Origin of the sequence: Solwaraspora sp. WMMD937 (genome assembly GCF_029581175.1) — a bacterium.
In the GTDB taxonomy this organism is placed as follows: Bacteria; Actinomycetota; Actinomycetes; order Mycobacteriales; family Micromonosporaceae; genus Micromonospora_E.
Genome location: NZ_CP120738.1, coordinates 3,743,275 through 3,765,921, shown reverse-complemented (window position 1 = coordinate 3,765,921; position 22,647 = coordinate 3,743,275). Strand labels below are relative to the sequence as shown.

Sequence of the window (22,647 nt, the reverse complement as noted above, 5' to 3'; positions counted from 1 at the left end):
TTACCGTCGCCGGTCCAGGTAACGCAGCGACCAGCGCAGGTAGCTGCGCGGGTTGGTGTCCAGATGCCGGGCCCAGCGGGGCGGCAGGTCGTCGCGCAGCCAGGCGTACCGGCCCAGCGCGTAGCCGTACATCGGCTCGGTGAGATAGCCGAGCCGGCTCGACTGCCAGCCGCCGGCTCGGCCCCGGTAGTCGACGGCGGCGTTGGCGGTGAAGATGCCGAGTCCGAAAAAGACAGTGGTGAGGTCGGTGAGCGGCTCGTGGTCGGCGGCGTCGGGGCGGTGCCGACCCTCGCCGATCAGGCGTTCGTGGGCCAGCTCGTGGGCGATGGTGGCGACCAGCGCCATCGGCTGGCGGGCCTGCGCCCCGGCGATGGTGATCACGCCCCGGCCGCCCCGACGTACGTAGTGCCCGGCCTCGCCGGAAGCGGCCTGCGCGTACGCCGGCAGGCTGGCCAGGAGCGCGGCTTCGGTGTCGTCGGCCGGCTCGAAGACCAGTTCGACCCGGTCCGGGTCGACGGCCATGTGTCGCGCGACGCGGTGCAGCACCGCCGCCACGTCGGCCCGGCTGCCGTGGTAGGCACCGGGGAAGAACTTGTCGGTGGGCAGTACCACCGGTTCGCGCAGCGCCGGCTCGCCGAACTCGCGGATCAGCCAGGACAGTGACTCGTCGATCCAGTCCCGCTCGGTCTCCCGGACCGGGCACGCCGCGCTGAACAGCATCGGCCCACCTCCCCGTACGGTTCGCTGCCGTCAGAATCCCCGACCAGGTGCGGCGGCGGGTGCCCGGCACCGGTCGGATAGGCGACAGCGGGCGGGGCCCGGTGACCGGCGTATCGTCGGGCGCTGTGACTGGCGTGCCCTACTCGTTCTGCTCGTCCTGCGGTACCCGCTACCCGGCCGACGCCGGCTGGCCCCGGTCCTGTGGCCACTGTGGGCAGCAGATCTGGCGTAATCCGACGCCGGTGGCGGTCGCCGTGGTGCCGGTGACGACTCCACAGGGGATCGGCGTGGTGGTGCAGCGCCGCGGCATCGAGCCGGCCCGTGGCGAGCTGGCGTTGCCGGGCGGTTTCATCGAGTACGGCGAGGACTGGCGCACCGCGGTGGTCCGCGAGCTGCGCGAGGAGACCGGGCTGGCCGGGCAGGCCGACCAGGTGCGACTGTACGCCGTACGCAGCGTGCCCACCGGCGCGAGCCTGCTGATCTTCGGGTTGCTGCCGCCCCGACCGGCGCAGGCGCTGCCGGTGTCGGTGGCGACCGAGGAAGCCACCGAGTGGCTGGTGGTGACCGAGCCGGTCACGCTCGCGTTCCCGTTGCACACCGAGGTGCTGGCCCACTACCTGACCGATCCGACGGACCCGGCGACGCTCGGTACCCTGTGGGCGTGAGCGACCTTCCTGACCGGCTGCCACCTGACGGGCTGCGGGCCTCCGACGCCGACCGCGAGCAGGTGGCGGAGGTGCTGCGGGCCGCGGCCGCCGAGGGCCGGATCGATCTGCCCGAGTTGGACGAACGACTCGGCCGGGTGTACGCCGCCCGGACGTACGCGGAGTTGGAGCCGCTGACCCGGGACATTCCCCGTGCGGTGTCCGACGCGGTGGCCCGGCGCGGCGAGCACGGTCTGGCGCCGTCGCGGCCGTCGCGGTGGGCGGTCGCGGTGATGAGCGGTTTCGACCGGCGTGGCCGGTGGGTGGCACCGGGCGTTCTGCGGGCGATCGCCTTCTGGGGCGGCGGCCGGATCGATTTGCGGGAGGCGCGGCTCGACGCGGACGCGATCCGGATCCGGGCCTGGGCGATCATGGGCGGGATCGAGATCGTGGTGCCGGACGATGCCGAGGTGTCGATCTCCGGTATCGGCCTGATGGGCGACTTCGGTCAGCGGGCCGCCGGGCTGGGCAGCCCCGGTGGGCCAAGGATCCACATCAACGGGCTGGCGTTCTGGGGCGGTGTGTCGGTCAGACGTCGGGGCCGGCCGGGACGCTGATCGCGGCGACGATCAGGCCGTTGCGGGCCAGCCACCGGCCGGTGAACCCGGTCAGCGGCGTGCCGTCGGGCAGCGCCGGGCCGGGCACCAGCAGCCGGGCGGTGAAGTCCCCGTCGGTGGCAGCGCCACCGGGGCCGGGGGTCGCCTCGACGTACGCCTGCTCGAAGCCGAGCCAGCGTTCCGCCAGCGGATACCACGCCTTGTAGACGGCCTCCTTGGCGCAGAACAGCAGCCGGTCCCAGTGCACCTGCGGGTGGGTGTCCCGACGGGCGGCCAGCCAGGTGAGTTCGTCGGGCACGGTGATGCTGTTCAACACCCCGGAGGGCAGCGGCTCGTGCGGTTCGGCGTCGATGCCGACCGTGGTGAGGTCGACCGACCGGGCCACCACCGCCGCGCGGTAGCCGGCGCAGTGGGTGATGCTGCCGACCACCCCGTCCGGCCAGCGAGGTTCGCGGCGCGGGCCGGAGGGCACCGGTACGCCGGGGAAGCCCAGCTCGGCGAGGGCTTCGTGGGCGCAGCGGCGGGCGGTGCCGAACTCGCGGCGGCGCTTGTCCACCGCGTTGCCGACCACGGCTGTCTCCTCGGGGAACAGGGTGACCGGGATGCTGTCGTCGAACGCCTCGCGGGCGACCGCCGTGGCCGGCAGCAGTGCCTCAATCATCCCGGTCCGCCCTCCGTCACGGTCGTGGCAGGTGGTCGGGTGTCACTGGCAGACCCGCCATCCGCCGTCTTCCTGAACCAGTGTGACGATCTCCTGGCGCTGCCCGCCACCGTCGTAGGTGACCTCGACGGTGACGACGCCGGAGGTACGCCCGTTGGCGGTGGACACGTTGACGCCGACGATGTCGTACCCGGCGATCTGTTCGGCGGCGGTTTCCCGCTCGACGTACTCCGCCTCGGACAGGGTGTCCCGCCGGTCCTGGCACAGCCGCTGGTAGGCGGTGACGTAATCGCCCGAGATGAGGGCGTCGAAGTGAACGGTGGTGGCGTCGCGGGCCGGCCCGGTGGCCGCAGCAACGGTCCGGTACAGCCAGAAGCCACCCCCGGCGACGCCGACGCAGCAGAGCAGGACGACGGCGAGCACGACCGCGACGATGATCACGGTGGTCCGCCGACCACGACTGGGCCCGCCGGCGGGCGGTGGCGGTGTCCCGGGCGGTTGGTAACTCATGACCGGGATGCTAGAGGCCGCCCGCCACCTGCCGGACGGGGACGGCTACCCCGCATGGGACCGGGCGAGACGCCGGTGCGACGGGTCGTCGGTACGCCGGGCGAGCGCCCGCAGCTCGGCGGGACCGCTCTGCGGCTGGTGGGCGCACCAGGCGGTCAGCAGCCGGTCGGCGCTGTCCGGATCGCTGTCGGCGGCGACCGCCACCACCACCTCGGCGGTCTCGTCCAGCAGGTCCGCGACGGTCGGCACCACCACGCCCTGTTCGCGCAGGCGGTGCCCGACCAGCACGGCACCGAGCGGCGTCAGACTGATCCTGTCGTCGTCGGTGAGCCGGGCGGCGCCGAGGTCGGCCAGCTGCGCGAAGAGCCGGTCGGCGTCGTTGTGGGCGGACTGGCGCCAGGCCAGCTGCTGCTCCTCGGTGCCGCCGTACGGCACCAGCATCGACTCCTCCAGCGCATGGTGCAGCAGCTCGCGCAGGGCCGGGACCGGCAGCGGTTCGGCGGACGAGTAGATGGTCAGTGCCGTGATGACGACGGCGTCGTCGAACCGCCAACGCATCAACGACTCACGCCAGCCGCTGCCGCACACCGCCGCCCCGATCTCGGGCAGCGTCGCGTACAGCCGGTGGGCCAGGGCGAGCGGGTCGGTCAGCAGCTTCGCCGCGCTCTTGACCGGCACGAGCCGTCCCTTGACCATCCGGACCACGCGAGCGGCCCGGGCCCAGGCGACGACCACCGAGAGTCCGTACAGCTCCTCGCTGCTGCGGGTCTTGAACACCCGGTCACCGATGGCCGGGTCGATCACGTCTGCGGTGTCGAGCAGCGGGACCAGTTCCCGGGCGTCGGCCAGCCGCAGGTTGCCGTTCGGGGTCAGGGTTCGGCCCGGTCCCACCCAGGCCACGAACTGCCGGACCCGGTGCAGGATCGTCGACGCTTCGGCTGCCGGGCGCAGCTCGGCGTCGTCCGGGACGGCCACCAGCGGCAGGGTCGGTGGACGTTGCGCATTGTCGGATGCCGCCCGGTTGTTGGCCATGATCTGGTTGAGCAGGTCCTGGTCGACGGAGATCCGGCCGGCGTGCACGTCGGCAATGAACGCCTGGGCGGCCGCGTTGTCGGTCGGATCGACGCCTTCGCGCATCATCCGGGTCGTCCAGTATTTTGCCGGACCGTAGCGCCGCTCGTCGGCCAGCGCCTCGGCGACCGGTCCGGCCAGCTCGTCGAGCGTGGTGTGCAGCAGGTCCCGGTCGGCGCAGTGCCGGTCGGCGATCCCTTCGTCGAACAGGAAGTCGACGAATCCCCGTACGCTCGGCACGACGGCGTCCCAGTCATCCGGATGCATGGTGACGTGCCTGGGGAACCCCTCGAGCAGCGCGGCAGTGAGGTCGTCAGGGTGCCACCGGCCGAGCAGACCGTCACCGTGACTCCACCGGTACTCCAGCAGTGTCTCGATCACGAACGGGTCGAGCCCGGTGCGCCGCTGCCGACGCGCCCACTTGCCGACCCGGCCGACCAGCCGTTGCCGGGCGGGGTGGAAGGTGTCGGGGTCCGCCGACGTGTAGACCGTCCTCATGCGGCGCGACCCTACCGTCCGCCGCTGCCCCGAGGCGGAGGGCCAAGCCGATGGGCATCTTGACGGCGGGGTACGAGCCGGTTAACACTCTCGCAACCGCCGTGTCACGGCGGCGAATCGGGCGAACTCTGACCCGGTCACCGTACACCACGTGTTGTTAACGCTAACAACTGCTGATACCGACCTCAGACCCACAGATCCGGACGCCTCCCAGGAGGAGACACTCATGCCGCAGCGGGATCGACCGCGTACCGCCGGACCTCGACGAACAACCCTGGCCTCGCTCGCCGCCCTCGCCCTCACCACCGGTCTGCTGGCCGCCGGGCCGACCACCGCCACCGCGGCCGGGCCGACCGACGGCCTCGTCCTCTGGTACGAACTGGACGCCACCGCCGGAACCGTCGCCACCGACACATCCGGCAACGACCGGCACGGCACCGTGCACGGTGCCGCCGACTGGTCCGGCACCGGAGGGCTCGGCCTCAACGGCAGTGACACGTACGTGGACCTGCCCGACGACGTGCTGCGCGACCTCGACTCGGTCACCGTTGCGCTGGACGTGTTCATCGACCCGGCCCAGGTCACCCCATACTTCATCTTCGGAATGGGCAACACCAGCGGCGGCACCGGCGACGGATACCTGTTCGCCACCGGCGACCAGTTCCGCGCCGCCATCGCCAGCGGCAACTGGTCCACCGAGCAGAACACCCGACCAAACCCGTCCCGCAACCTCGCCCGGGGCGTCTGGAAACACCTCACCTACACCCAGACCGACAACACCGCAGTGCTCTACGAAGACGGCGTCGAGGTCGGCCGCAACACCGCGGTCACCATCACCCCGGCGTCGATCGGAGACGGCACCACCACCGCCAACTACATCGGACGCTCGGTCTACACCGGCGACCGCCACCTCACCGGCCGGGTGCGTGACTTCCGCATCTACGACCGGGCGGTCACCGCCGACGAGGCCGCCCAGCTCGGTGAACGCGCGGCCGCCGCGGTCGTCGCCCACGACGCGGCCGCGTTGGACCTCGGCGACACCAGCCGGATCACCGCCGACCTCACCCTGCCGGCCACCGGGCCGGGCGGCTCGGGCATCGACTGGACCTCCAGCGACCCGTCGGTGGTCACCACCGACGGTACGGTGACCCGACCGGCCGTCGGCGAACCAGACGCCCAGGCCACGCTCACCGCCACCCTGCGCCGGGGCACCGTCACCGACACCAGGAGCTTCGAGGTGACCGTACTGGCTGAATTCGACGACGCGCGGATCGTCGCCGACGCTGCCGCGGCGCTGACCGTGCACGACGTCGACGACGTACGCGGAAACCTGACCCTGCCCACAACGGGCACCGACGGCACCACAGTGGTCTGGGCGTCGGACGACCCGGCGGTGATCGCCACCGACGGCGTGGTCAACCGACCAGCACCCGGCGCCGCCGGCACCACCGTGACCCTGACCGCCACCGTCACCCGCAACGCGGCCAGCGCCACCCGCGAGTTCACCGCCACCGTGCCGGCGCTGCCGGCACCGGCCGACCGCACCGGCTACCTGTTCAGCTACTTCACCGGCGAGGGCACCGCCACCGGCGAGCAGGTCTACTTCGCCCTCAGCCAGGGCAACGACCCGCTGCGCTGGCAGCCGCTCAACGACGGCCGCCCGGTGCTCACCTCGACGCTCGGCGAGCAGGGCCTGCGGGACCCGTTCATCATCCGTTCCCCCGAGGGCGACAAGTTCTACCAGATCGCCACCGACCTGCGGATCCACGGCAATGGCGACTGGGACGGCGCGCAGCGCCACGGCAGCAAGTCGGTCATGGTGTGGGAGTCCACCGACCTGGTCAACTGGACCGACCAGCGCCTCGTCCAGGTCGCCCCGGACACCGCCGGCAACACGTGGGCGCCGGAGGCGTACTACGACCCGACGATCGGCGCGTACGTCGTCTTCTGGGCCTCGAAGCTCTACGCGGCCGACGACCCGGACCACACCGGGAACACGTACAACAAGATGCTGTACGCCACCACCCGCGACTTCCACACCTTCTCCGAACCGCAGGTGTGGGTCGACCCCGGCTACTCGGTCATCGACTCGACGGTAATCGACCACGACGGCGTCTACTACCGGTTCACCAAGGACGAACGCAACAACTCGTCGTCGACGCCGTGCAGCAAGTTCATCCTCGCCGAGACATCGACGTCACTGCGCGACACCAGCTGGGGCTTCCTGGCCGACTGCATCGGCCGGGGCGCGATGTCCCAGGGTGAAGGACCCACCATCTTCAAATCGAACACCGAGGAGAAGTGGTACCTGTTCATCGACGAGTTCGGCGGGCGCGGCTACCTACCGTTCGAGACCACCGACCTCGCCTCCGGGGTGTGGACGCCGTCGAGCGACTACGCGCTGCCGACCAGCCCCCGGCACGGCACCGTACTGCCGGTCACCCAGACCGAGTACGACGCGCTGCTCGCCGCCTACGGCCCGGATCCCGGGCCGGAGCCGCCGGCCGACGGGCTGCTGCTGCACTACCAGTTCGACGAGACCGGCGGCAGCGTCGCCACCGACTCGTCCGGGCAGGGCCGGCACGGCCGCTACGAGCGGACCCCCGCGTTCGGCACCGGCGTCGACGGCGGCTCGTTCAAGATGAGCGGCGGCGGCAGCGGCTCGACCACCGCGCCGTACGTGACGATCCCCAACGGGGTGTACGCCGGCGTCTCCAGCACCACCGTGGCGACCTGGGTCAAGTGGGACGCCTCCAGCACCGTCAACCAGTGGATCTACGGGCTCGGCCCGGACAGCAACCGCTACCTGTTCGCCAGCCCGCGCAACGGCGGCGGGGTGCTGTTCTCGGCGATCACCACCGGCAGTTGGCAGGCCGAGAAGCAGCTGCGGGCGTCGTCGGCGCTGACCGGCGGTGGGTGGAGACACCTCGCGGTGACCGTCGACTCGACCACCCGTACCGCCGTGATGTATCTCGACGGGGTCGAGATCGCCCGGGCCACCGACGTAGCGGTCCGCCCGTCGGACCTGCACGACCCGACCCGCGACCACGCTGGCTACATCGGACGCTCGCTGTACGGCGCGGACCCGTACTTCGCAGGGGAGGTGGACGACTTCCGGATCTACAACCGGGCGTTGACCGCCGACGAGGTGTACGCCCTGGGCGGCGACCCGGCGGCGATCACCAGCGCCACCGTGGCGCAGCTCAAGGTGGACGCCATCATCGACGCCGACACCCGACGGATCATCCTGCCGGTCCACCCGGACGCCGACCTGACCGCCCTGGCACCGGAGTTCACCCTGGCCACCGGCGCCACCGTCGCGCCGGAGTCGGGCACCGTCCGGGACCTGAGCACACCGGTGACGTACACGGTCACCGGAGCCGACGGTGCCACCGCGACCTGGACCGTCGAGGCCCGGCTGATGCGCTCGCCGGTGCTGCCCGGCCTGTACGCCGACCCGAACATCGCGGTCTTCGGCGACCGGTTCTACCTCTACGCCACCACCGACGGGTTCGCCGGCTGGAGCGGCACGCAATTCTCCGTGTTCTCCTCGGCGGACCTGGTGAACTGGACCGACCACGGGGTCATCCTGGACCTGGCTACCGACGTCGACTGGGCGGACAACAGCGCCTGGGCGCCGACCGTCGCCGAACGCGACGGCAAGTGGTACTTCTACTTCAGCGGCGGGAAGGCCACCGGCGACACCGGTAAGCACCTCGGGGTCGCCGTCGCCGACTCGCCGACCGGGCCGTTCCGCGACGCGCTCGGCGAGCCGCTGGTGCCGGCCGGGACGTACCCCGGCCAGATGATCGACCCAGCGGTGTTCACCGACGACGACGGCCGGTCCTATCTGTACTGGGGCAACGGCTACGCCTACCAGGTCGAACTCAACGACGACATGGTGTCGTTCGACCCGGCGGAGGTGACCTCTCACCGGCCGGCCGGATACAACGAGGGTGCCTTCGTGATCAAGCGCGACGGTCGCTACTACTTCATGTGGTCGGAGAACGACACCCGCAGCGAGGACTACCAGGTGGCGTACGCCGTCGGTGACTCGCCGCTCGGGCCGTGGAGCGAGCGGCGCGGCACCATCCTGCGTAAGGACCTGTCGTTGGGGATCAAGGGCACCGGCCACCACTCGGTGGTGCGTGTCCCCGGCACCGACGACTGGTACGTGGCGTACCACCGGTTCGCCGTCCCGGACGGCGACGGCACCCACCGGGAGACGACCATCGACCGACTGGAGTTCGCCGACGACGGCTCCATCGTCCCGGTGGTGCCGACCTTGGAAAGCGTCGCGCCGATCCGGCCGGTCAACACCGCTCCGGTGGTGATCGCGGTCACCGGTCCGGCCGGTCCGGTCGCGGCCGGCACCGAGGTCAGCGTCACCGCGACCTTCACCGACTCCGGCACGGACGACACGCACCGCTGCGTGGTGGTCTGGGGCGACGACACCGTGGACGCCGGCACGATCGACGGGTCCGCCTGCGTCGCGGCGCACACCTACGCCGAACCGGGGGTGTACCGACCGACGGTCACGGTGATCGACGACCGGGCTGCCGCGCACACCCTGACCGGTGGCTATCTGGCGGTACACCGGGCCGGCGGCGGGTACGTCGCCGGCTCCGGCTGGGTCATCTCACCGGCCGGGGCGTACGTTGCCGACGAGGAGCAGGCCGGGCGGGCCGAGTTCGGGTTCGTCGCGGCCACCGGGCCGGAAACGACCGGGCCGGGACCGGCGGCACTGCGGCTACGCCTCGGCGAGTGGGAGTTCGCCGCCACCAGCCACCGCGGGTACGTCGTCGACGGCCCACAGGTACGGTTCAACGGCCGGGGCACGGTCAACGGCACCGGCGACTACGAGTACCTGGTCGGGTTGAACGACGAGGCGCTGCGGGAGCAGGGCAAGGACCGGTTCTGGATCCGGATCCGGGAGGCGGGCACCGAGACCGTGGTCTACGACAGCCGGATCAACGCCGACACCACCGCGCTCGGCGGCGGAGCGGTCGTCGTCGACGTCTCGTGACGCGGCTGGGGCGCTACCCGTCCGGGTAGCGCCCCAGCCTGCGCGTTTCGCCGATCACTTGGCCAGCGGCTGGCCCTGCTTGTCGGTGAACTTGCCGATCAGGATGACGATGAAGTCGATCAGCGCCCAGAGGCCCAGTCCACCGAAGGTGACCAGCATCAGAACGCCGGTCCCGATCTTGCCAACGTAGAACCGGTGCGCTCCGAACCCGCCGAGGAAGAAGCTGAGCAGCAGCGCGACGAGCCAGGACTTCTGCTCGGTGGCCGGTACGGCCGTGGTCTGCGACATCGTATACCTTCCGAAATAGACGATCGGCACGCGGTCCCCCGTGGCCGATGTGGTGGTTCGTCGTCCAGGACCGGTCGGTCTGAACAGCGACACGGCACATTACCGCAGAACGGGACGCGGGGGTGACCGGTCCACCAGCGCTCAGCGTCGATTCGGTGGTACACCCTAGCCGCAGTGCGGGCCAATCGACCGGCCCGGCAGTTCTACCCCGGCTACGGACCACCGGCGCGCGGACTCACCAGGGCGGCCGGTCACCAGCTGTCATGATCCGCACCCGGCTATCGTTACCCAGGCCAGCAAGGCGAGGCACCGACGAGAGACGAGGGGAGCGGATAGATGACGCTGCGCGATCATGCGTTCTGGCTGCGTACCCCGGGCACCGGCGAGATCCGGCCGGTCGAGGTCGAGCCGCCCGGCCCCGGCGAGGTCCTGGTGCGGACCCGGTTCACCGGGCTCAGCCGGGGCACCGAGACGCTGGTATTCCGGGGCGAGGTGCCGCCCAGCCAGTACGCCGAGATGCGCGCCCCGTACCAGGACGGCGACTTCCCCGCCCCGGTCAAGTACGGCTACCTCAACGTCGGACAGGTCGAGCAGGGCCCGGCCGAGCTCGTCGGGCGTACCGTCTTCTGTCTCTACCCGCACCAGACCCGCTACGTCGTGCCGGCCGACGCGGTCACCGTGGTCCCGAACACCGTGCCGCCCCGCCGCGCCGTGCTCGCCGGCACGGTGGAGACCGCGGTCAACGCCCTGTGGGACGCCGCTCCCCTGCTCGGCGACCGGATCGCCGTTGTCGGCGCCGGCATGGTCGGCGCCACCGTCGCCGCGCTCGCCGCCCGGTTCCCCGGCGTACGGGTCGAACTGGTCGACATCGACCCCGCACGGGCCGTGACCGCCGCCGCGCTGGGCGTCGACTTCGCCCACCCGGACACCGCCACCGACGGGTGCGACCTGGTGTTCCACGCCAGCGCCACGTCGGCCGGGCTGGCCCGGTCGCTGGAGTTGCTCGCCGTCGAGGGCACGGTGGTCGACCTCAGCTGGTACGGCGACCGCCCGGTCACCGTGCCGCTCGGCGAACACTTCCACTCCCGCCGGTTGACCGTGCGCAGCAGCCAGGTCGGCCGGGTCGCCCCGGCCCGGCGCGACCGGCACGGGTACGCCGGACGGCTGGCTCTCGCCCTGGAGCTGCTCGCCGACGAGAGGTTCGACGCGCTGCTGACCGGTGAGAGCGACTTCACCGACCTGCCCGAGATGCTGCCCCGGCTCGCGGCCGGCGCATTGCCGGCGTTGTGCCACGTGATCCGTTACCCGACTGGAGGATGAGAAATGTTCAGCGTCACCGTCCGTGACCACATCATGGTCGCCCACAGCTTCACCGGTGACGTCTTCGGACCGGCGCAGCGGCTGCACGGTGCCACCTTCGTCGTCGACGCCACCTTCAAGCGCACCGACCTCGACAGCGACAACATCGTCGTCGACATCGGCCTGGCCAGCGGGCAGCTCAAGGCCGTACTGGCCGAGTTGAACTACCGCAACCTCGACAACGAGCCGGCGTTCGCCGGCGTCAACACCTCCACTGAATGGCTGGCCAGGTTGATCGCCGACCGGCTGGCCGACCGGGTGCACGCGGGCGATCTCGGTGCCGGTGCCCGTGGTCTGACCGGAATCGGCGTCACCCTGCACGAGTCGCACATCGCCTGGGCGAGCTACGAGCGGGCGCTCTGACGTCGATGGTCGTCGTGGTGCTGCCCGGCAACGTGGACGATCCGACCGCCCCCAGCGGCGGCAACGCCTACGACCGGCAGGTCTGCACCGGTCTGGCCGCGACCGGACGACCGGTACGCGAAATCGCTGTCCCCGGTGCCTGGCCGCGCCCGGACCGGACCAGCCGGGCCACGCTCGCTGACCTGCTCGCCGCCCTGGCCGACGGCACGGTGGTGCTGATCGACGGTCTGGTCGCCTGCGGGGTGCCCGAGGTGGTCGGACCGCACGCCGACCGGCTACGGCTGGCCGTGCTGGTCCACCTGCCACTGGCCGACGAGACCGGGCTGGACCCGGCCGAGGCGGCCGCCCTGGACCTGGCCGAACGCACGGTACTCGGCGCGGCGGCGGCGGTGATCGCCACCAGCGACGCGACGGCCGGCCAACTCGCCACCCGCCACGGTCTGGCCGCCGACCGGATCCGGGTGGCGGTCCCCGGTGTCGCACCGGCGCCCCTGGCGAACCGGGACCCGACCGGCCGACGGCTGCTCTGCGTCGCGTCGGTCACCCCCCGTAAGGGCCACGACGTACTCGTCGAGGCGCTCGCCACCGTCACCGACCTGGACTGGGAATGTCTCTGCGTGGGAGCGCTCAACGCCGCCGCGTACGTCGACCGGGTCCGGCAGCGGATCGCGTACCACCGGATCGGGGACCGTGTCACGCTGGCCGGGCCCCGCGCGGCGGCGACGTTGGCCGGCACGTACGCCGACGCCGATCTGCTGATCCTGCCGTCGCACGCCGAGACGTACGGCATGGTCATCACCGAGGCGCTGGCCTGCGGCATCCCGGTGCTGGCCAGCGACGTCGGCGGGGTGCCGCAGGCACTGGGTCGCACCGACGCTGGTGAGCGACCGGGCCGGCTGGTGCCGCCCGCCGACCCGGAGGCGCTCGGTGCGGCGGTACGTCGCTGGCTGACCGACGGCGGCGAGCGGGAGCGGTTGCGGGCGGCCGCCGTCGCGCGCCGGGCCGGGCTGCCCGACTGGGCGGACACGGCCGCCGCAGTTGGTGCGGTACTACACGAACTGCGTCGGCGCTGACGGCGGCGCGCCGGATCGGCGTCGCCGGCGAGCGGAGGGAGACTTTCATGGAGACGATCGAGTCGGCCGGGTACAGCCCGGCGTGGTTGGGACTACGGGAGCCCGCAGACGCGCAGGCGCGCTCGGCGGAACTGGTCGCCGAGGTACGCCGGCTGCTGACCGGGGCCGCCCGCACCGAGATACACGACCTCGGCTGCGGCACCGGTTCGATGGGCCGGTGGCTGGCCCCGCAGCTGCCCGGTGCCCAGCACTGGGTGCTGCACGACCGCGACCACGAACTGCTGCGCCATGCCGAGGCCCGGATGGCCCCGGCGGCGTCCGACGGCGCACCGGTCACCGCGACGGTACGCCGCGACGATGTCACCGCGCTCACCGTCGACGACCTCGTCGGCGCCGACCTGGTCACCGCCTCGGCGCTGCTGGACCTGCTCACCGCCGACGAGGTGGACCGGCTGGCGGCGACCGTTCGGGCGGTCGCCTGTCCGGCGTTGCTGACCCTGACCGTGGTCGGTGACGTACGGTTCGATCCCGCCGACCCGCTCGACGGTGAGCTGACGGCCGCGTTCAACGACCACCAGCGGCGGCACACCGCGGGTCGTCCGCTACTCGGCCCGTCCGCGGTGGAGGCGGCGACCGAGGCGTTCACCCGGCACGGGGCCACCGTGCTGGTGCGGCCCAGTCCGTGGCTGCTCGGCCCCGATCGGGCCGAGCTGACCGAACGGTGGCTGGACGGCTGGATCGCGGCGGCGTACGAGCAGCGGCCGGAGCTGGCCGCCCAACCGGGGGGCTACCGGCGCCGCCGGCTCGCCGCTGCCGCCGCCGGTGAACTGGGGGTCACCGTTGAACACCGGGACATCTTGGTCGTGCCCGGCTGAGCTCTGCACAGCGTATTTCCGGTGCCGGGCAGGTGAACCGGAGGCGGCACCGCCGCGTATCTGTCGGCGGAGGCTCATCGAGGGGGGCACGTAATGCACAGGGCGAAGAGCCCGTTGCGCACGGCCGGCACCGGCCGTGACGCACAGTGAAGGGCAAGGTCTGGGGCTGGCTGCGACTGACCGGTGGGGTGACCATCCTGGGGCTGCTGGTCTGGCGGCTCGGCACCAACGCGTTCCTGGACGGGATACGGGTGATCGACGCGCGGGTGCTGCTGCTGGCGGTCGGGATCGGGCTGTTGACCACGGTCTGCAGCGCTTGGCGGTGGTGTCTGGTCGCCCGGGGGATGGGGCTGGCGCTGCCGCTGGCCGGGGCGGTCGCTGACTACTACCGGGCGATTTTCCTCAACGCCGCGCTGCCCGGTGGGGTGCTGGGTGACGTGCACCGCGCGGTCCGGCACGGCCGTGAGGTGGCCGACGTGGGCCGGGGGGTACGCGCGGTGGTGCTGGAGCGGACCGCCGGTCAGCTGGTGCTGTTCGCGGTCGCCGCAGGGGTGCTGCTGACGCTGCCGGTGCCGGCACCCGCGCGGCTGGTCACCGCGGCTCAGGTCGCGGCGGCCATGGTCGCGGCGGCGGCGCTGGTGGTGACGCTGTTCGTGGCGGTACGCCGCCGTCGGCCACGGGTCCGTCGAACGGCAGCCGCCGGGTCCGGCGGGTCCTGGTGGACCCGCGCGGTCGGGCGGACCGTTGCCGACCTGCGCAGCGGTCTGCTGGCCCGACGGACCTGGCCGGGGGTGGCATTGCTGTCGGTAGCCGCGCTGGCCGGTCACCTCGCCACCTTCCTGGTCGCGGCCCGCGCCGCCGGGTCGACGGCGCCGCTACACCAGCTGGCACCGTTGATGGTGCTGGCGTTGTTGGCGATGGCGGTGCCGTTGAATGTCGGCGGCTGGGGACCGCGGGAAGGGGTGACCGCGTGGGCGTTCGGTGCGGCCGGGCTCGGCGCGGGCCTCGGGTTGACCGTCGCGGTGGTGTACGGCCTGCTGGCGTTGACGGCGAGCCTGCCGGGTGCCGGTGTGCTGGCGGTCCGCTGGGTACGTCGGCTGCCGGCGGTCCGGCAGCGGCCGCCGTTGCGGCTGCGACCACGTCCGGCGACGTGACGGCCAGCAACGTGACGGCGGGACGGGCTGGTCGGCTACTGCTCGCCGAACCGGGACGACAGGGCGTAGCGCAGCAGGGCCACGTCGCCGATCTGGCGGACCTCGACCAGCGTCGCCCGCCGGTCGGCGTGCCACGGGAAGCTGCCGTCGCCGACGAACCGGGGTGCCCGGGAGTCGCCGACGAAGATCGGGGCGACCACCAGGTGCAGTTCGTCGGCCAGGCCGGCGGTGAGGAACTGGGTGTGCACCCGTCCGCCGCCTTCGACCATCAACCGGCCGACGCCCCGGACGTGCAGGTCACCGACGACCCGTCGCAGGTCGACCGGGTCACCGCAGTCGACGACGGTGGCGAGCCCGGCGAGCCGGCTGCGGGCGCTGTCCAGGCTCCCCGTGGCGCAGTACACGACCTTGTCGACGTCGCCGACGGTGAAGAACCGCGCCTGCGGGTCGAGGTCGGCGCTGCCGGTGACGGTGACCTTCATCGGGGTGGGTGGGTGGCCGGCGGCCACCCGCCGACGCCGGCGGTCCGCCGACCGGACCAGCAACCGAGGGTCGTCGCGGCGCACCGTGCCGGCCCCGACCAGGATCGCGTCGCAGTCGGCGCGTACCGCGTCGACCCGGTCGAAGTCGGCGTCGTTGGACAGCAGCAGACGCCGCCCGCTCGCGTTGTCCAGATACCCGTCGATCGACATGCCGCAGCTGAGCAGGACGTACGGTCGCTCAACCACTGATGGCACCTCCTCGACGACCGAAAGATAGCCTGCATGCGAGGCCGGCACACATTCTCCCGTACGGCTCATGTGTCGGTGCCGGCCGGACCGGTGCCGACGCTCTGTGCAGCACATCACCGATAGGACGTACGATGCTTGAACCGCCGCCCCACGCTCCGGTCAACGGTAAGCTCGCCGCCACCAACGGGACGGGTCCCGCGCCGACGGCGACGGTCCGCCGACAGGTCACGGTGCCGCTGCGGTTCCCCGACGGCTACACCGCCAGCGCCCGGGTCTTCACCTTCGACGGTCTGGCCGACCGCCGCGAGCACGTGGCGCTGGGCCTGGGCGACTGGGACCGGGCACTGGAACCGGCCGACGACGGCGGTGACCCACCGCTGGTACGCCCGCACAGTGAGTGCCTGACCGGCGACGTGTTCGGCAGCCAACGGTGCGATTGCGGCCCGCAGCTGCGCGAGGCGGTGGAGCGGATCGCCGCCCGCGGCGGCTTCCTGCTCTACCTGCGGCAGGAAGGGCGGGGCATCGGGCTGTACGCCAAGCTCGACGCCTACGCGCTGCAGGACGCCGGGTTGGACACGTTCGAGGCGAACGTGGCGCTGGGCCGGGGTGAGGACGAACGCGACTACACGGTCGCGGCGCAGATGTTGCTCGCGCTCGGCGTGCACCGGGTGGCCCTGCTCAGCAACAATCCGGACAAGGCGGCGCAGCTCACCGGGCTCGGGGTCACGGTGACCGAACAGATCCGCACCGGTGTGCACGTCTCGGCGGCGAACATGCGCTACCTGGCCGCCAAGGCGAACCACGCCGCACACACCATCGATCTGTCGGTGACCGACTGACGGAGCCGGTCACCGGCAGATCGACAGCTCATCGGCCCGGTGCGGCGGCGGTCACTCGCCCGACGGAGCGGGCAGGGTGACGCCGAGCCGGACCGGGGTGCCGAAGTTCGGCGTACCGTCGGCGTTCCAGGTGAACTTCTGGGCCCGGGTGGACCGGTTCATGTCGCAGCCGCCGGACGCCGAGTCGTTGCCGTGGTAGACGATCCAGTCCTCGGTGCCGTCCGGTGAGGTGAAGAAGCCGTTGTGGCCCGGCGCGTAGACGCCGTTGGCGTCGCTGCGCTGGAACACCGGGGTGGGATGCTTGGTCCACGACGACGCACTCAGCGGGTTGCTCCCGGTCAGAGTGAGCATGCCGAGCTTGTAGTCGGGGCCCCAGCAGGCGCTCGCCGAATAGATGATCATTGTACGGCCGTTGTGGTAGAGCGGCTCCGGGCCCTCGGTCACCGGATGGGTCTGCCGCTCCCAGCTCAAGGTGGGCGAGGTGAGCCGGACCCGGGAGCCGCTGAGCGTCCAGGGGTTGCTCATCGGGGTGATGAACAGGCTCTGCCCGTTGCTGCCAGCGTTGTAGGTGCCGAGCAGGTAGAGGTTGTTGTTGACCCGCAGCACACTGGCGTCGAGTTGCCAGTCGCTGCCGAGATCGGCCTTGAAGGTGTACGGCCCCATCGGGTCGGTGCCGGCGCTCTCCAGTACGTGCAGCCGCTGGGTCGGGTTGAAGTCGGCGACATTCTGCCCGGCCACGTAGTACAGATACCAGCGCGGCCCGTTGGGCCCGTCGATCAGGTGGAACTCCGGCGCCCACATGTTGCAGCAGCCGTTGGGCCGCCCGGCGAGGTTGAACACCACCTGGTCCGGTGCGCTGGACAGCCCGGCGAGCGTGGCCGAGCGACGCATGGTGATCGTCGAGTTCCAGGTGGTGGTGGCCAGGTAGTAGTACCCGGCGTGGTACTGCAGCCAGGGGTCCGGGCCGTTGCGCTTGATCGGGTTGGTGAAGGTCCCGGCCGGCGGCGTGCCGGCCGTGTCGACCGGAACCATCTGCCACTGCTGGTTGTAGCCGTCGAGGTCCTGGTACTGCGACACCATCGCGCCATCCGCTGTGGACCACTCCCACACGTCGACGGCCTTGGCGGAGTGCCGGTTGATCAGTCGCACGTAGCCGCCGGCCGAGTCGGCCAGCCGGAAGTGCTGCCGGGTGTCGCCCCGGTCGGCGTTCTGAATCAGCTGGATGCCGTCGTTGGCGTTGGGCAGTTCGAGGACCTTGCCGCTGTGCCGCGACTGCACCCGGTAGTAGCCGTTGCCGGCGTCGAGGAACCGCCACTGCTGCCAGGCGCCGTCGTTGCGGGCGTACTGGTTGATTGCCGCGCCGTCGTGGGTGGCCAGGTCGTACACATCGAGTGCCTTGCCGCTGTGCCGGTTGACCAGCACGTAGTAGATGTTCGGGTCGGCGGTCGCCGCCACGGCGGCGGGTGCGGCCACCGCCGTCACCGCGGCGGCCACCGCCAGTACGACGGCGCCGGCGGTACCGGCCCGCCAGGGCCGGCGGCGCCGGCTCCGGACAGGCCACGGTTGGGGGATGGGTCTCATCGGTACTCCTTCGCGTGGTCGGGGTCGGCACCGGTGCGTGCGCCGACAGCGAACGCCCGCAGGTCGGGGCGGCGGTAGGCGTGGGCGGTCAGTACAGGTAGGGCCAGCCGGCCGCGTCGTAGCCGATCCGGTTGATGCCGAGCAACGCGGCACCGTTGTTCGCGTAGTAGTGGTAGACGAGGTAGTCGCCGTCGGCGTCGGCGAGCACCGCCTGGTGGCCCGGTCCGTTGACACCGCCGTGGCCAGCCAGGATCTGGGTGCCGCCGCCCGCAGTGAGCAGGTTGCCGGACCGGTCGGTGAAGGGACCGGTCACGCTGGTCGACCGGCCGACCATCACGCGGTACGTGCTGGCCGCCCCCTGGCAGCACCGGTCGAAGGAGACGTACAGGTAGTAGTAGCTGCCGCGCTTGACCAGCGTCGGTGCCTCGATCGCGCCGCCGCCGCGACCCGCGAGGTTGTGCATGGCCGAACCGGACCGCCGGCCGGTACCGGGGTCGATGGCGATCATCTTGATGCCGGACCAGAACGACCCGAAGCTCAGCCACCAACGGCCCTGGTCGTCGACGATCAGGTTCGGGTCGATGGCGTTGAAGTTGTCCGAGCTCTGTGACTCGACGATCAGCCCCTGGTCGGTCCAGCTGCCGGAGGTGCCGGTGGAGCTGGTGGCCAGGAAGATAGCGGACCGGTTCGAACCGAATGTCGACGCCGAGTAGTACAGGTAGTACCGGTTGTTGTGGAACGACAGGTCCGGTGCCCACAGGTTGCGGCTGCCACCGGTGTACGGGGTGGTCCACGGCGCGCCACCGGGGAAGACCGACCCGGCGTTGCGGAAGCTGATCCGATCGGTGGACGTCTTCAGCGCCACGTCGTTGCCGGTGTGGGCCATCAGGTAGCCGCCGGTGGGCCGGCGGATCATGCTCGGATCGTGCACCCCGGTGTCCCCGGTGACCCGCATGGGGTCCGGGTAGGAGCCGGGTGGGTTGCCGGGGGTGGGGGTCGGCGCCGAGGTGGGCGGATTGGTCGTCGGTGTGCCGGGGGCGTTGACGCGGACCAGCTGCCACTGCTGGTTGGCGCCGTTCCAGTCGGTCCACTGGCTGATCCGGGCACCGTCGGCGGTCGAGCGTTCCCACACATCGAGAGCCTTGCCACTGTTGCGGTTGATCAGGCGTACGTAACCGGCGTCGGAGTCGGCGAGCCGCCACTGCTGGCTGGTCCGGCCGACATCGGTCCACTGGACCACGTCCGCGCCGTCGGCGGTCGACGAGTCGCGAAGGTCGAGGACCTTGCCGCTGTGCCGGGACCTGAGCCGGTAGTAGCCGTTGCCGGCGTCGACGAACTGCCACTGCTGCCAGGCGCCGTCGTTGCGCGACCACTGCACGATCTGCGCGCCGTCGCCGGTGGCCCGCTCGTACACGTCGAGGGCCTTGCCGCTGTGCCGGGCCACGAGCACGTACCAGGCGGTGGTGTCGACGGTGGCGGCGGAGGCGACCGGCGGCGCGGCGGCGATCGCGCCGCCGGCCAGCAGGACGCCGGCGACCAGCCCGACGGCGAGCAGCGGGGGCCGCCTGCGCCGGATGGACGTGCGACGTCGCCGGGCTGTGGTCGGCACCGGAGCTGCCGGGGGTGCGGGAAGTGTGGACATGACCAGGTTCCTTCCGTCGGGCCGTCGCGACCCCGACAGGCTCGACGAGGTCGCGACAGGCCGCGCGACCGGAGGACGGACCGGTCGCGCGCGCGAGGGGTGCCACCCGCGCCGACCGGCTGGACCGCTGGCGGCCCCGGCGACGGGTGTGGCGTCTTGCCCGGACGTATCGATGATGTTTGCGATAACAACCATGGATGTCAAGAGATCCGGCAGAGCAACCACCACCAGATCAAGGAAGCTTTACCAAGCTCTTATGCAAATTCTCTGCAACACCAGCCACGAGAAGCTCTTGACCGATGTCAATGTTAACGACAACATTCGGCAACGCACCCTGCTAGTACCGGCCAATGTAGAGCGTGTCGGCCCCACCGCTGGGACGCACGGCCTGCGAGACCCGTTCGTCATGCGCAGGCAGGACGGCACGTTCGCGGTGATCGCGACCGACCTCAACGGCAAGGACTTCACCCAGCAGCCTCTGGGACTCGGCCGACCTGCGCAGCTTCACCGGGTACCGACGGGTGCGCATGCACTCCATGACCACCCACACCTGGGCACCCGAGGCGTTCCGGGATGCCGGCCGCGACCAGTACGGCATCGTCTACTCGGCCCGCAGCGGCAACCGGGACTCGTTCTTCGTGAACTACACCAGCAGAGTAGTCAACGGCGGACCGTACACCTGGCGCAGCGGCAACGTCGGCAGCAACAGCTGGTCGGCGCCGAACAAGGCCCAGTACATCCAGCCGTTGAACGCCGAACATCTCACCATCGCCCCGATCACCGCACGGATCAGACCAATCTGCTAGCCCGCTGGGTGCACCCGGCTGGAACCGGATCAAGTCCTACAACTTAGCCGACAGGTACCTACGACACGCCGACTACGAGCTGGTGCTGGCCGTCGACGACGGCTCGTCGCTGTTCGCCGCGGACGCGACCTTCCACCGTACGCCCGGTCTGGCCGACGGGGCCTGGACCTCGTTCCGGTCCCACAACCTGCCCGACCGCTACGTCCGGCACGCCAACTACGTCCTGCGCCTCGACCCGATCTCCAGCGGCTCGTCGGCCGTCGACCGCCAAGACGCGACGTTCCACGTCGGCCACTGAGCCGGCCGGCGCCGGCCGGGGTGGGCGGGAACCCCACCACGGCCGGACGCCGGTCCCGAACCTGTTCAGCCGACCTGACACGCGGTCCCGTCGAGCCGGAAGTCGGTCGGGCTGGGGTTGCTGCCGCTGTAGGTGGCCTGGAAGCCGAAACTGACCGTGCCGTTGGTCGGCAGATTGCCGTTCCACGCCGCGTTGCGGGCGGTCACCGCCTGACCGGACTGGCTGATCTGGCTGTTCCATCCGTTGGTGATCTGCTGGTTGCCGGCGAAGGTCCAGGTCAGTGTCCAGCCGTTGCGCGACGCGCCGCGGTTGGTGATCCGTACGTCCGCAGTGAACCCGCTCCCCCACTGGTTGACCTGGTAGGAGACCTGGCAGCTACCGCTCGGCGGCGGGGTGGTCGGCGGGGCCGTGGTCGGCGGCGGTGGCGTGGTCGGAGGTGCGGTCGTAGGGGGTGCGGTCGTCGGAGGGGCGGTGGTGGGTGGCGGGGTCACGGCGTCGAGGGGCGGGAAGCGCAGAATCCGGTCGTCGTCGGCGGCTGGCTGCCCCCGACCGTCCCGGTTGCTGGTGGTCACCCAGAGCCAGCCGTCCGGTCCGTACTCCACGGTACGTAGCCGCCCGTAACTGCCGAGCAGTTCGGCGCTCGGGGTGCCGACGCCGCCGGACCCGTCGAGCGGCACGTTCCACAGCCGGTTGCCGCGCAGCGTGGCGACGTACAGCCGGTTCCCCACGATCGCGGCGCCGCTCGGCGAGGCCTCGGCGGGGGTCCAGACCAGCAGCGGGTCGCGGAACCGGGGATCGTTGGCCCGACCTTCGACGATCGGCCAGCCGTAGTTGCCACCGGCGACGATCAGGTTGATCTCGTCCCAGGCGTTCTGTCCGAACTCGGTGGCGTAGAGCCGGCCCTGTGCGTCCCAGGCCAGCCCTTGGACGTGCCGATGGCCGAGGCTGTAGACGAGCGACCCCGGGAAGGGGTTGTCGGCCGGAGCGCCGCCGTCCGGGCGCATCCGCAGGATCTTGCCGTTGCGGCTCTGCTGGTTCTGCGCGTGCGAGGTCTGCCCGGCGTCACCGACACCAGCGTAGAGCATGCCATCGGGGCCGAACGCGATCCGGCCGCCGTTGTGGATGGCCGACCGGGCCAGCCCGGTGAGGATCGGCTGCCGGTTCTGCGGTGCGGTGAGCCGGAACCGGGCGATCCGGTTGTCGGTCGTGGTGGTGTAGTAGACGTAGACGTAGTCGTCCTGCGCGAACGTCGGCGAGACCGCGAGCCCGAGCAGACCGCCCTCACTGACCGGGGTCGCGTCGGGGATCGTGACCACCGGCTGCGGCTGCTGGCCGGGCCGCACCCGGACCACCTGGCCGGTGCCGCGCTGGGCTATCAGCGCGCTGCCGTCGGGCAGGAAGTCCATCCCCCACGGCACCTGGAGTCCGGTCGCGGCCACCGAAGGGCGGGAGAAGTCGAAGTCGCCGAGGGCGTTCGCGCCGATCGGGTCGGCTGCCCGGTCACCGGCGGCCGGAGCGGCGCCGGCCGCCGCGGCGACGCCGACACCTGTCACGGCGAGGCCGGCGGCGAGTACGGCCCCCAGCACGGTTCTGAGCTTCATGGGCACACACACCTCTCAATTGATCGATGCATGCGAATATACCAATCAGTTCGCCCTCACCGCCTGCCCTCACCGCCTGCCCTCACCGCCGGACTTCACCCGGTCCTTGGTCCGGTCGACGATCCGGACGTACGCCCTGGGTCGTGCCGAGCTCGCACGCGGGGACCGGGACGCGGCCGGCAGGCTGCTCGGCGAAGCTCGCCGGTTGTTGGAGCGGTGCGGCATGGTCGCCCGGACACCCGAGGTGGACAGCCAGCTGGCGGCAGCCGGCATCGCGGCCAGCTGACATC

21 protein-coding genes are annotated in these 22,647 nt (G+C 71.4%); 12 read left to right on the top strand and 9 right to left on the bottom strand.

What is annotated here, in order from left to right:
• Entirely contained in the window at positions 1–720 is a 720-nt protein-coding gene (locus O7621_RS16540) for a hypothetical protein (RefSeq protein WP_282230093.1), read from the bottom strand.
• 125 nt (positions 721–845) lie between these two features.
• Between O7621_RS16540 and O7621_RS16535 the strand changes: the two genes are divergently transcribed.
• Both O7621_RS16535 and O7621_RS16530 read left to right on the top strand, forming a co-directional pair.
• Complete coding sequence (locus tag O7621_RS16535) at positions 846–1,385, top strand: NUDIX domain-containing protein (protein WP_282230092.1); 540 nt, start codon at positions 846–848, stop codon at positions 1,383–1,385.
• Positions 1,382–1,981 carry a DUF1707 domain-containing protein gene (locus O7621_RS16530; protein WP_282230091.1) on the top strand — a complete coding sequence of 200 codons (600 nt, stop codon included), beginning with the start codon at positions 1,382–1,384 and terminating at the stop codon, positions 1,979–1,981. The genes O7621_RS16535 and O7621_RS16530 overlap by 4 nt, the downstream gene beginning before the upstream one ends.
• Here O7621_RS16530 and O7621_RS16525 read toward each other — a convergent pair.
• From O7621_RS16525 to O7621_RS16515, 3 genes are read right to left on the bottom strand one after another with little or no spacing between them, the layout of a single operon-like run.
• Positions 1,953–2,642 carry a 4'-phosphopantetheinyl transferase superfamily protein gene (locus tag O7621_RS16525; RefSeq protein ID WP_282230090.1) on the bottom strand — a complete coding sequence of 230 codons (690 nt, stop codon included), beginning with the start codon at positions 2,640–2,642 and terminating at the stop codon, positions 1,953–1,955. The two genes, O7621_RS16530 and O7621_RS16525, sit on opposite strands and share 29 nt — an antisense overlap.
• Positions 2,643–2,684: 42 nt before the next feature.
• Positions 2,685–3,152 carry a DUF4878 domain-containing protein gene (locus O7621_RS16520; protein WP_282230089.1) on the bottom strand — a complete coding sequence of 156 codons (468 nt, stop codon included), beginning with the start codon at positions 3,150–3,152 and terminating at the stop codon, positions 2,685–2,687.
• A 45-nt stretch (positions 3,153–3,197) separates the two neighbouring features.
• Entirely contained in the window at positions 3,198–4,721 is a 1,524-nt protein-coding gene (locus O7621_RS16515) for a hypothetical protein (protein WP_282230088.1), read from the bottom strand.
• Positions 4,722–4,947: 226 nt separating this feature from the next.
• Here O7621_RS16515 and O7621_RS16510 point away from each other — a divergent pair, with 226 nt between their 5' ends.
• Entirely contained in the window at positions 4,948–9,747 is a 4,800-nt protein-coding gene (locus O7621_RS16510; RefSeq protein WP_282230087.1) for a family 43 glycosylhydrolase, read from the top strand.
• A 54-nt stretch (positions 9,748–9,801) separates the two neighbouring features.
• Here the strand turns inward: O7621_RS16510 and O7621_RS16505 are convergent, their stop codons facing one another.
• A complete protein-coding gene (locus tag O7621_RS16505; RefSeq protein ID WP_281554144.1) occupies positions 9,802–10,035 on the bottom strand; it encodes a TM2 domain-containing protein in 234 nt (77 codons plus the stop codon).
• 336 nt (positions 10,036–10,371) lie between these two features.
• Between O7621_RS16505 and O7621_RS16500 the strand changes: the two genes are divergently transcribed.
• From O7621_RS16500 to O7621_RS16480, 5 genes are all read left to right on the top strand, one after another.
• A complete protein-coding gene (locus O7621_RS16500; protein WP_282230086.1) occupies positions 10,372–11,355 on the top strand; it encodes a zinc-binding alcohol dehydrogenase in 984 nt (327 codons plus the stop codon).
• Between the two features lie 3 nt (positions 11,356–11,358).
• On the top strand, positions 11,359–11,757 hold the full coding sequence (locus tag O7621_RS16495) for a 6-carboxytetrahydropterin synthase (protein ID WP_282230085.1): 399 nt from the start codon (positions 11,359–11,361) through the stop codon (positions 11,755–11,757).
• Positions 11,758–11,762: 5 nt separating this feature from the next.
• Positions 11,763–12,830, top strand: coding sequence for a glycosyltransferase family 4 protein (locus O7621_RS16490; RefSeq protein ID WP_282230084.1), 1,068 nt, complete (start codon positions 11,763–11,765; stop codon positions 12,828–12,830).
• A gap of 47 nt (positions 12,831–12,877) precedes the next feature.
• Positions 12,878–13,705: a class I SAM-dependent methyltransferase gene (locus O7621_RS16485; protein WP_282230083.1), complete on the top strand. Its 828-nt coding sequence runs from the start codon at positions 12,878–12,880 to the stop codon at positions 13,703–13,705.
• Between the two features lie 146 nt (positions 13,706–13,851).
• Positions 13,852–14,859, top strand: a complete 1,008-nt coding sequence (locus tag O7621_RS16480) for a lysylphosphatidylglycerol synthase transmembrane domain-containing protein (protein WP_282230082.1) — start codon at positions 13,852–13,854, stop codon at positions 14,857–14,859.
• A 35-nt stretch (positions 14,860–14,894) separates the two neighbouring features.
• Here O7621_RS16480 and O7621_RS16475 read toward each other — a convergent pair whose 3' ends face one another.
• Positions 14,895–15,587: a dihydrofolate reductase family protein gene (locus O7621_RS16475; RefSeq protein ID WP_282230081.1), complete on the bottom strand. Its 693-nt coding sequence runs from the start codon at positions 15,585–15,587 to the stop codon at positions 14,895–14,897.
• A gap of 134 nt (positions 15,588–15,721) precedes the next feature.
• Here O7621_RS16475 and ribA point away from each other — a divergent pair, with 134 nt between their 5' ends.
• Positions 15,722–16,429: a GTP cyclohydrolase II gene (gene ribA, locus O7621_RS16470; protein WP_282230080.1), complete on the top strand. Its 708-nt coding sequence runs from the start codon at positions 15,722–15,724 to the stop codon at positions 16,427–16,429.
• A 51-nt stretch (positions 16,430–16,480) separates the two neighbouring features.
• On the opposite strand, the gene O7621_RS16465 is transcribed toward ribA, so the two are convergent.
• A complete protein-coding gene (locus O7621_RS16465; RefSeq protein WP_282230079.1) occupies positions 16,481–18,010 on the bottom strand; it encodes a family 43 glycosylhydrolase in 1,530 nt (509 codons plus the stop codon).
• Positions 18,011–18,098: 88 nt separating this feature from the next.
• Positions 18,099–19,652 (bottom strand): family 43 glycosylhydrolase, encoded by a 1,554-nt coding sequence (locus O7621_RS16460; RefSeq protein ID WP_282230078.1) that lies wholly within the window; start codon positions 19,650–19,652, stop codon positions 18,099–18,101.
• A 521-nt stretch (positions 19,653–20,173) separates the two neighbouring features.
• Here O7621_RS16460 and O7621_RS16455 point away from each other — a divergent pair.
• Positions 20,174–20,458, top strand: coding sequence for a hypothetical protein (locus O7621_RS16455; RefSeq protein WP_282230077.1), 285 nt, complete (start codon positions 20,174–20,176; stop codon positions 20,456–20,458).
• A complete protein-coding gene (locus O7621_RS16450; RefSeq protein WP_348775320.1) occupies positions 20,412–20,756 on the top strand; it encodes an AbfB domain-containing protein in 345 nt (114 codons plus the stop codon). The genes O7621_RS16455 and O7621_RS16450 overlap by 47 nt, the downstream gene beginning before the upstream one ends.
• A gap of 65 nt (positions 20,757–20,821) precedes the next feature.
• Here the strand turns inward: O7621_RS16450 and O7621_RS16445 are convergent, their stop codons facing one another.
• Complete coding sequence (locus tag O7621_RS16445; protein ID WP_282230076.1) at positions 20,822–22,357, bottom strand: PQQ-dependent sugar dehydrogenase; 1,536 nt, start codon at positions 22,355–22,357, stop codon at positions 20,822–20,824.
• A gap of 106 nt (positions 22,358–22,463) precedes the next feature.
• On the opposite strand from O7621_RS16445, the gene O7621_RS16440 reads away from it, so the two are divergent.
• Positions 22,464–22,643 carry a hypothetical protein gene (locus tag O7621_RS16440; protein WP_282230075.1) on the top strand — a complete coding sequence of 60 codons (180 nt, stop codon included), beginning with the start codon at positions 22,464–22,466 and terminating at the stop codon, positions 22,641–22,643.
• The last annotated feature ends 4 nt before the right edge of the window (positions 22,644–22,647 follow it).

Bases quoted from the DNA above. Each gene is read 5' to 3' on its own strand.
- O7621_RS16540 (WP_282230093.1), bottom strand. From the start codon at position 720: ATGCTGTTCAGCGCGGCGTGCCCGGTCCGGGAGACCGAGCGGGACTGG.
- O7621_RS16525 (WP_282230090.1), bottom strand. From the start codon at position 2,642: ATGATTGAGGCACTGCTGCCGGCCACGGCGGTCGCCCGCGAGGCGTTC.
- O7621_RS16520 (WP_282230089.1), bottom strand. From the start codon at position 3,152: ATGAGTTACCAACCGCCCGGGACACCGCCACCGCCCGCCGGCGGGCCC.
- O7621_RS16515 (WP_282230088.1), bottom strand. From the start codon at position 4,721: ATGAGGACGGTCTACACGTCGGCGGACCCCGACACCTTCCACCCCGCC.
- O7621_RS16510 (WP_282230087.1), top strand. From the start codon at position 4,948: ATGCCGCAGCGGGATCGACCGCGTACCGCCGGACCTCGACGAACAACC.
- O7621_RS16505 (WP_281554144.1), bottom strand. From the start codon at position 10,035: ATGTCGCAGACCACGGCCGTACCGGCCACCGAGCAGAAGTCCTGGCTC.
- O7621_RS16500 (WP_282230086.1), top strand. From the start codon at position 10,372: ATGACGCTGCGCGATCATGCGTTCTGGCTGCGTACCCCGGGCACCGGC.
- O7621_RS16495 (WP_282230085.1), top strand. From the start codon at position 11,359: ATGTTCAGCGTCACCGTCCGTGACCACATCATGGTCGCCCACAGCTTC.
- O7621_RS16490 (WP_282230084.1), top strand. From the start codon at position 11,763: ATGGTCGTCGTGGTGCTGCCCGGCAACGTGGACGATCCGACCGCCCCC.
- O7621_RS16485 (WP_282230083.1), top strand. From the start codon at position 12,878: ATGGAGACGATCGAGTCGGCCGGGTACAGCCCGGCGTGGTTGGGACTA.
- ribA (WP_282230080.1), top strand. From the start codon at position 15,722: ATGCTTGAACCGCCGCCCCACGCTCCGGTCAACGGTAAGCTCGCCGCC.
- O7621_RS16465 (WP_282230079.1), bottom strand. From the start codon at position 18,010: ATGAGACCCATCCCCCAACCGTGGCCTGTCCGGAGCCGGCGCCGCCGG.
- O7621_RS16460 (WP_282230078.1), bottom strand. From the start codon at position 19,652: ATGTCCACACTTCCCGCACCCCCGGCAGCTCCGGTGCCGACCACAGCC.
- O7621_RS16445 (WP_282230076.1), bottom strand. From the start codon at position 22,357: ATGAAGCTCAGAACCGTGCTGGGGGCCGTACTCGCCGCCGGCCTCGCC.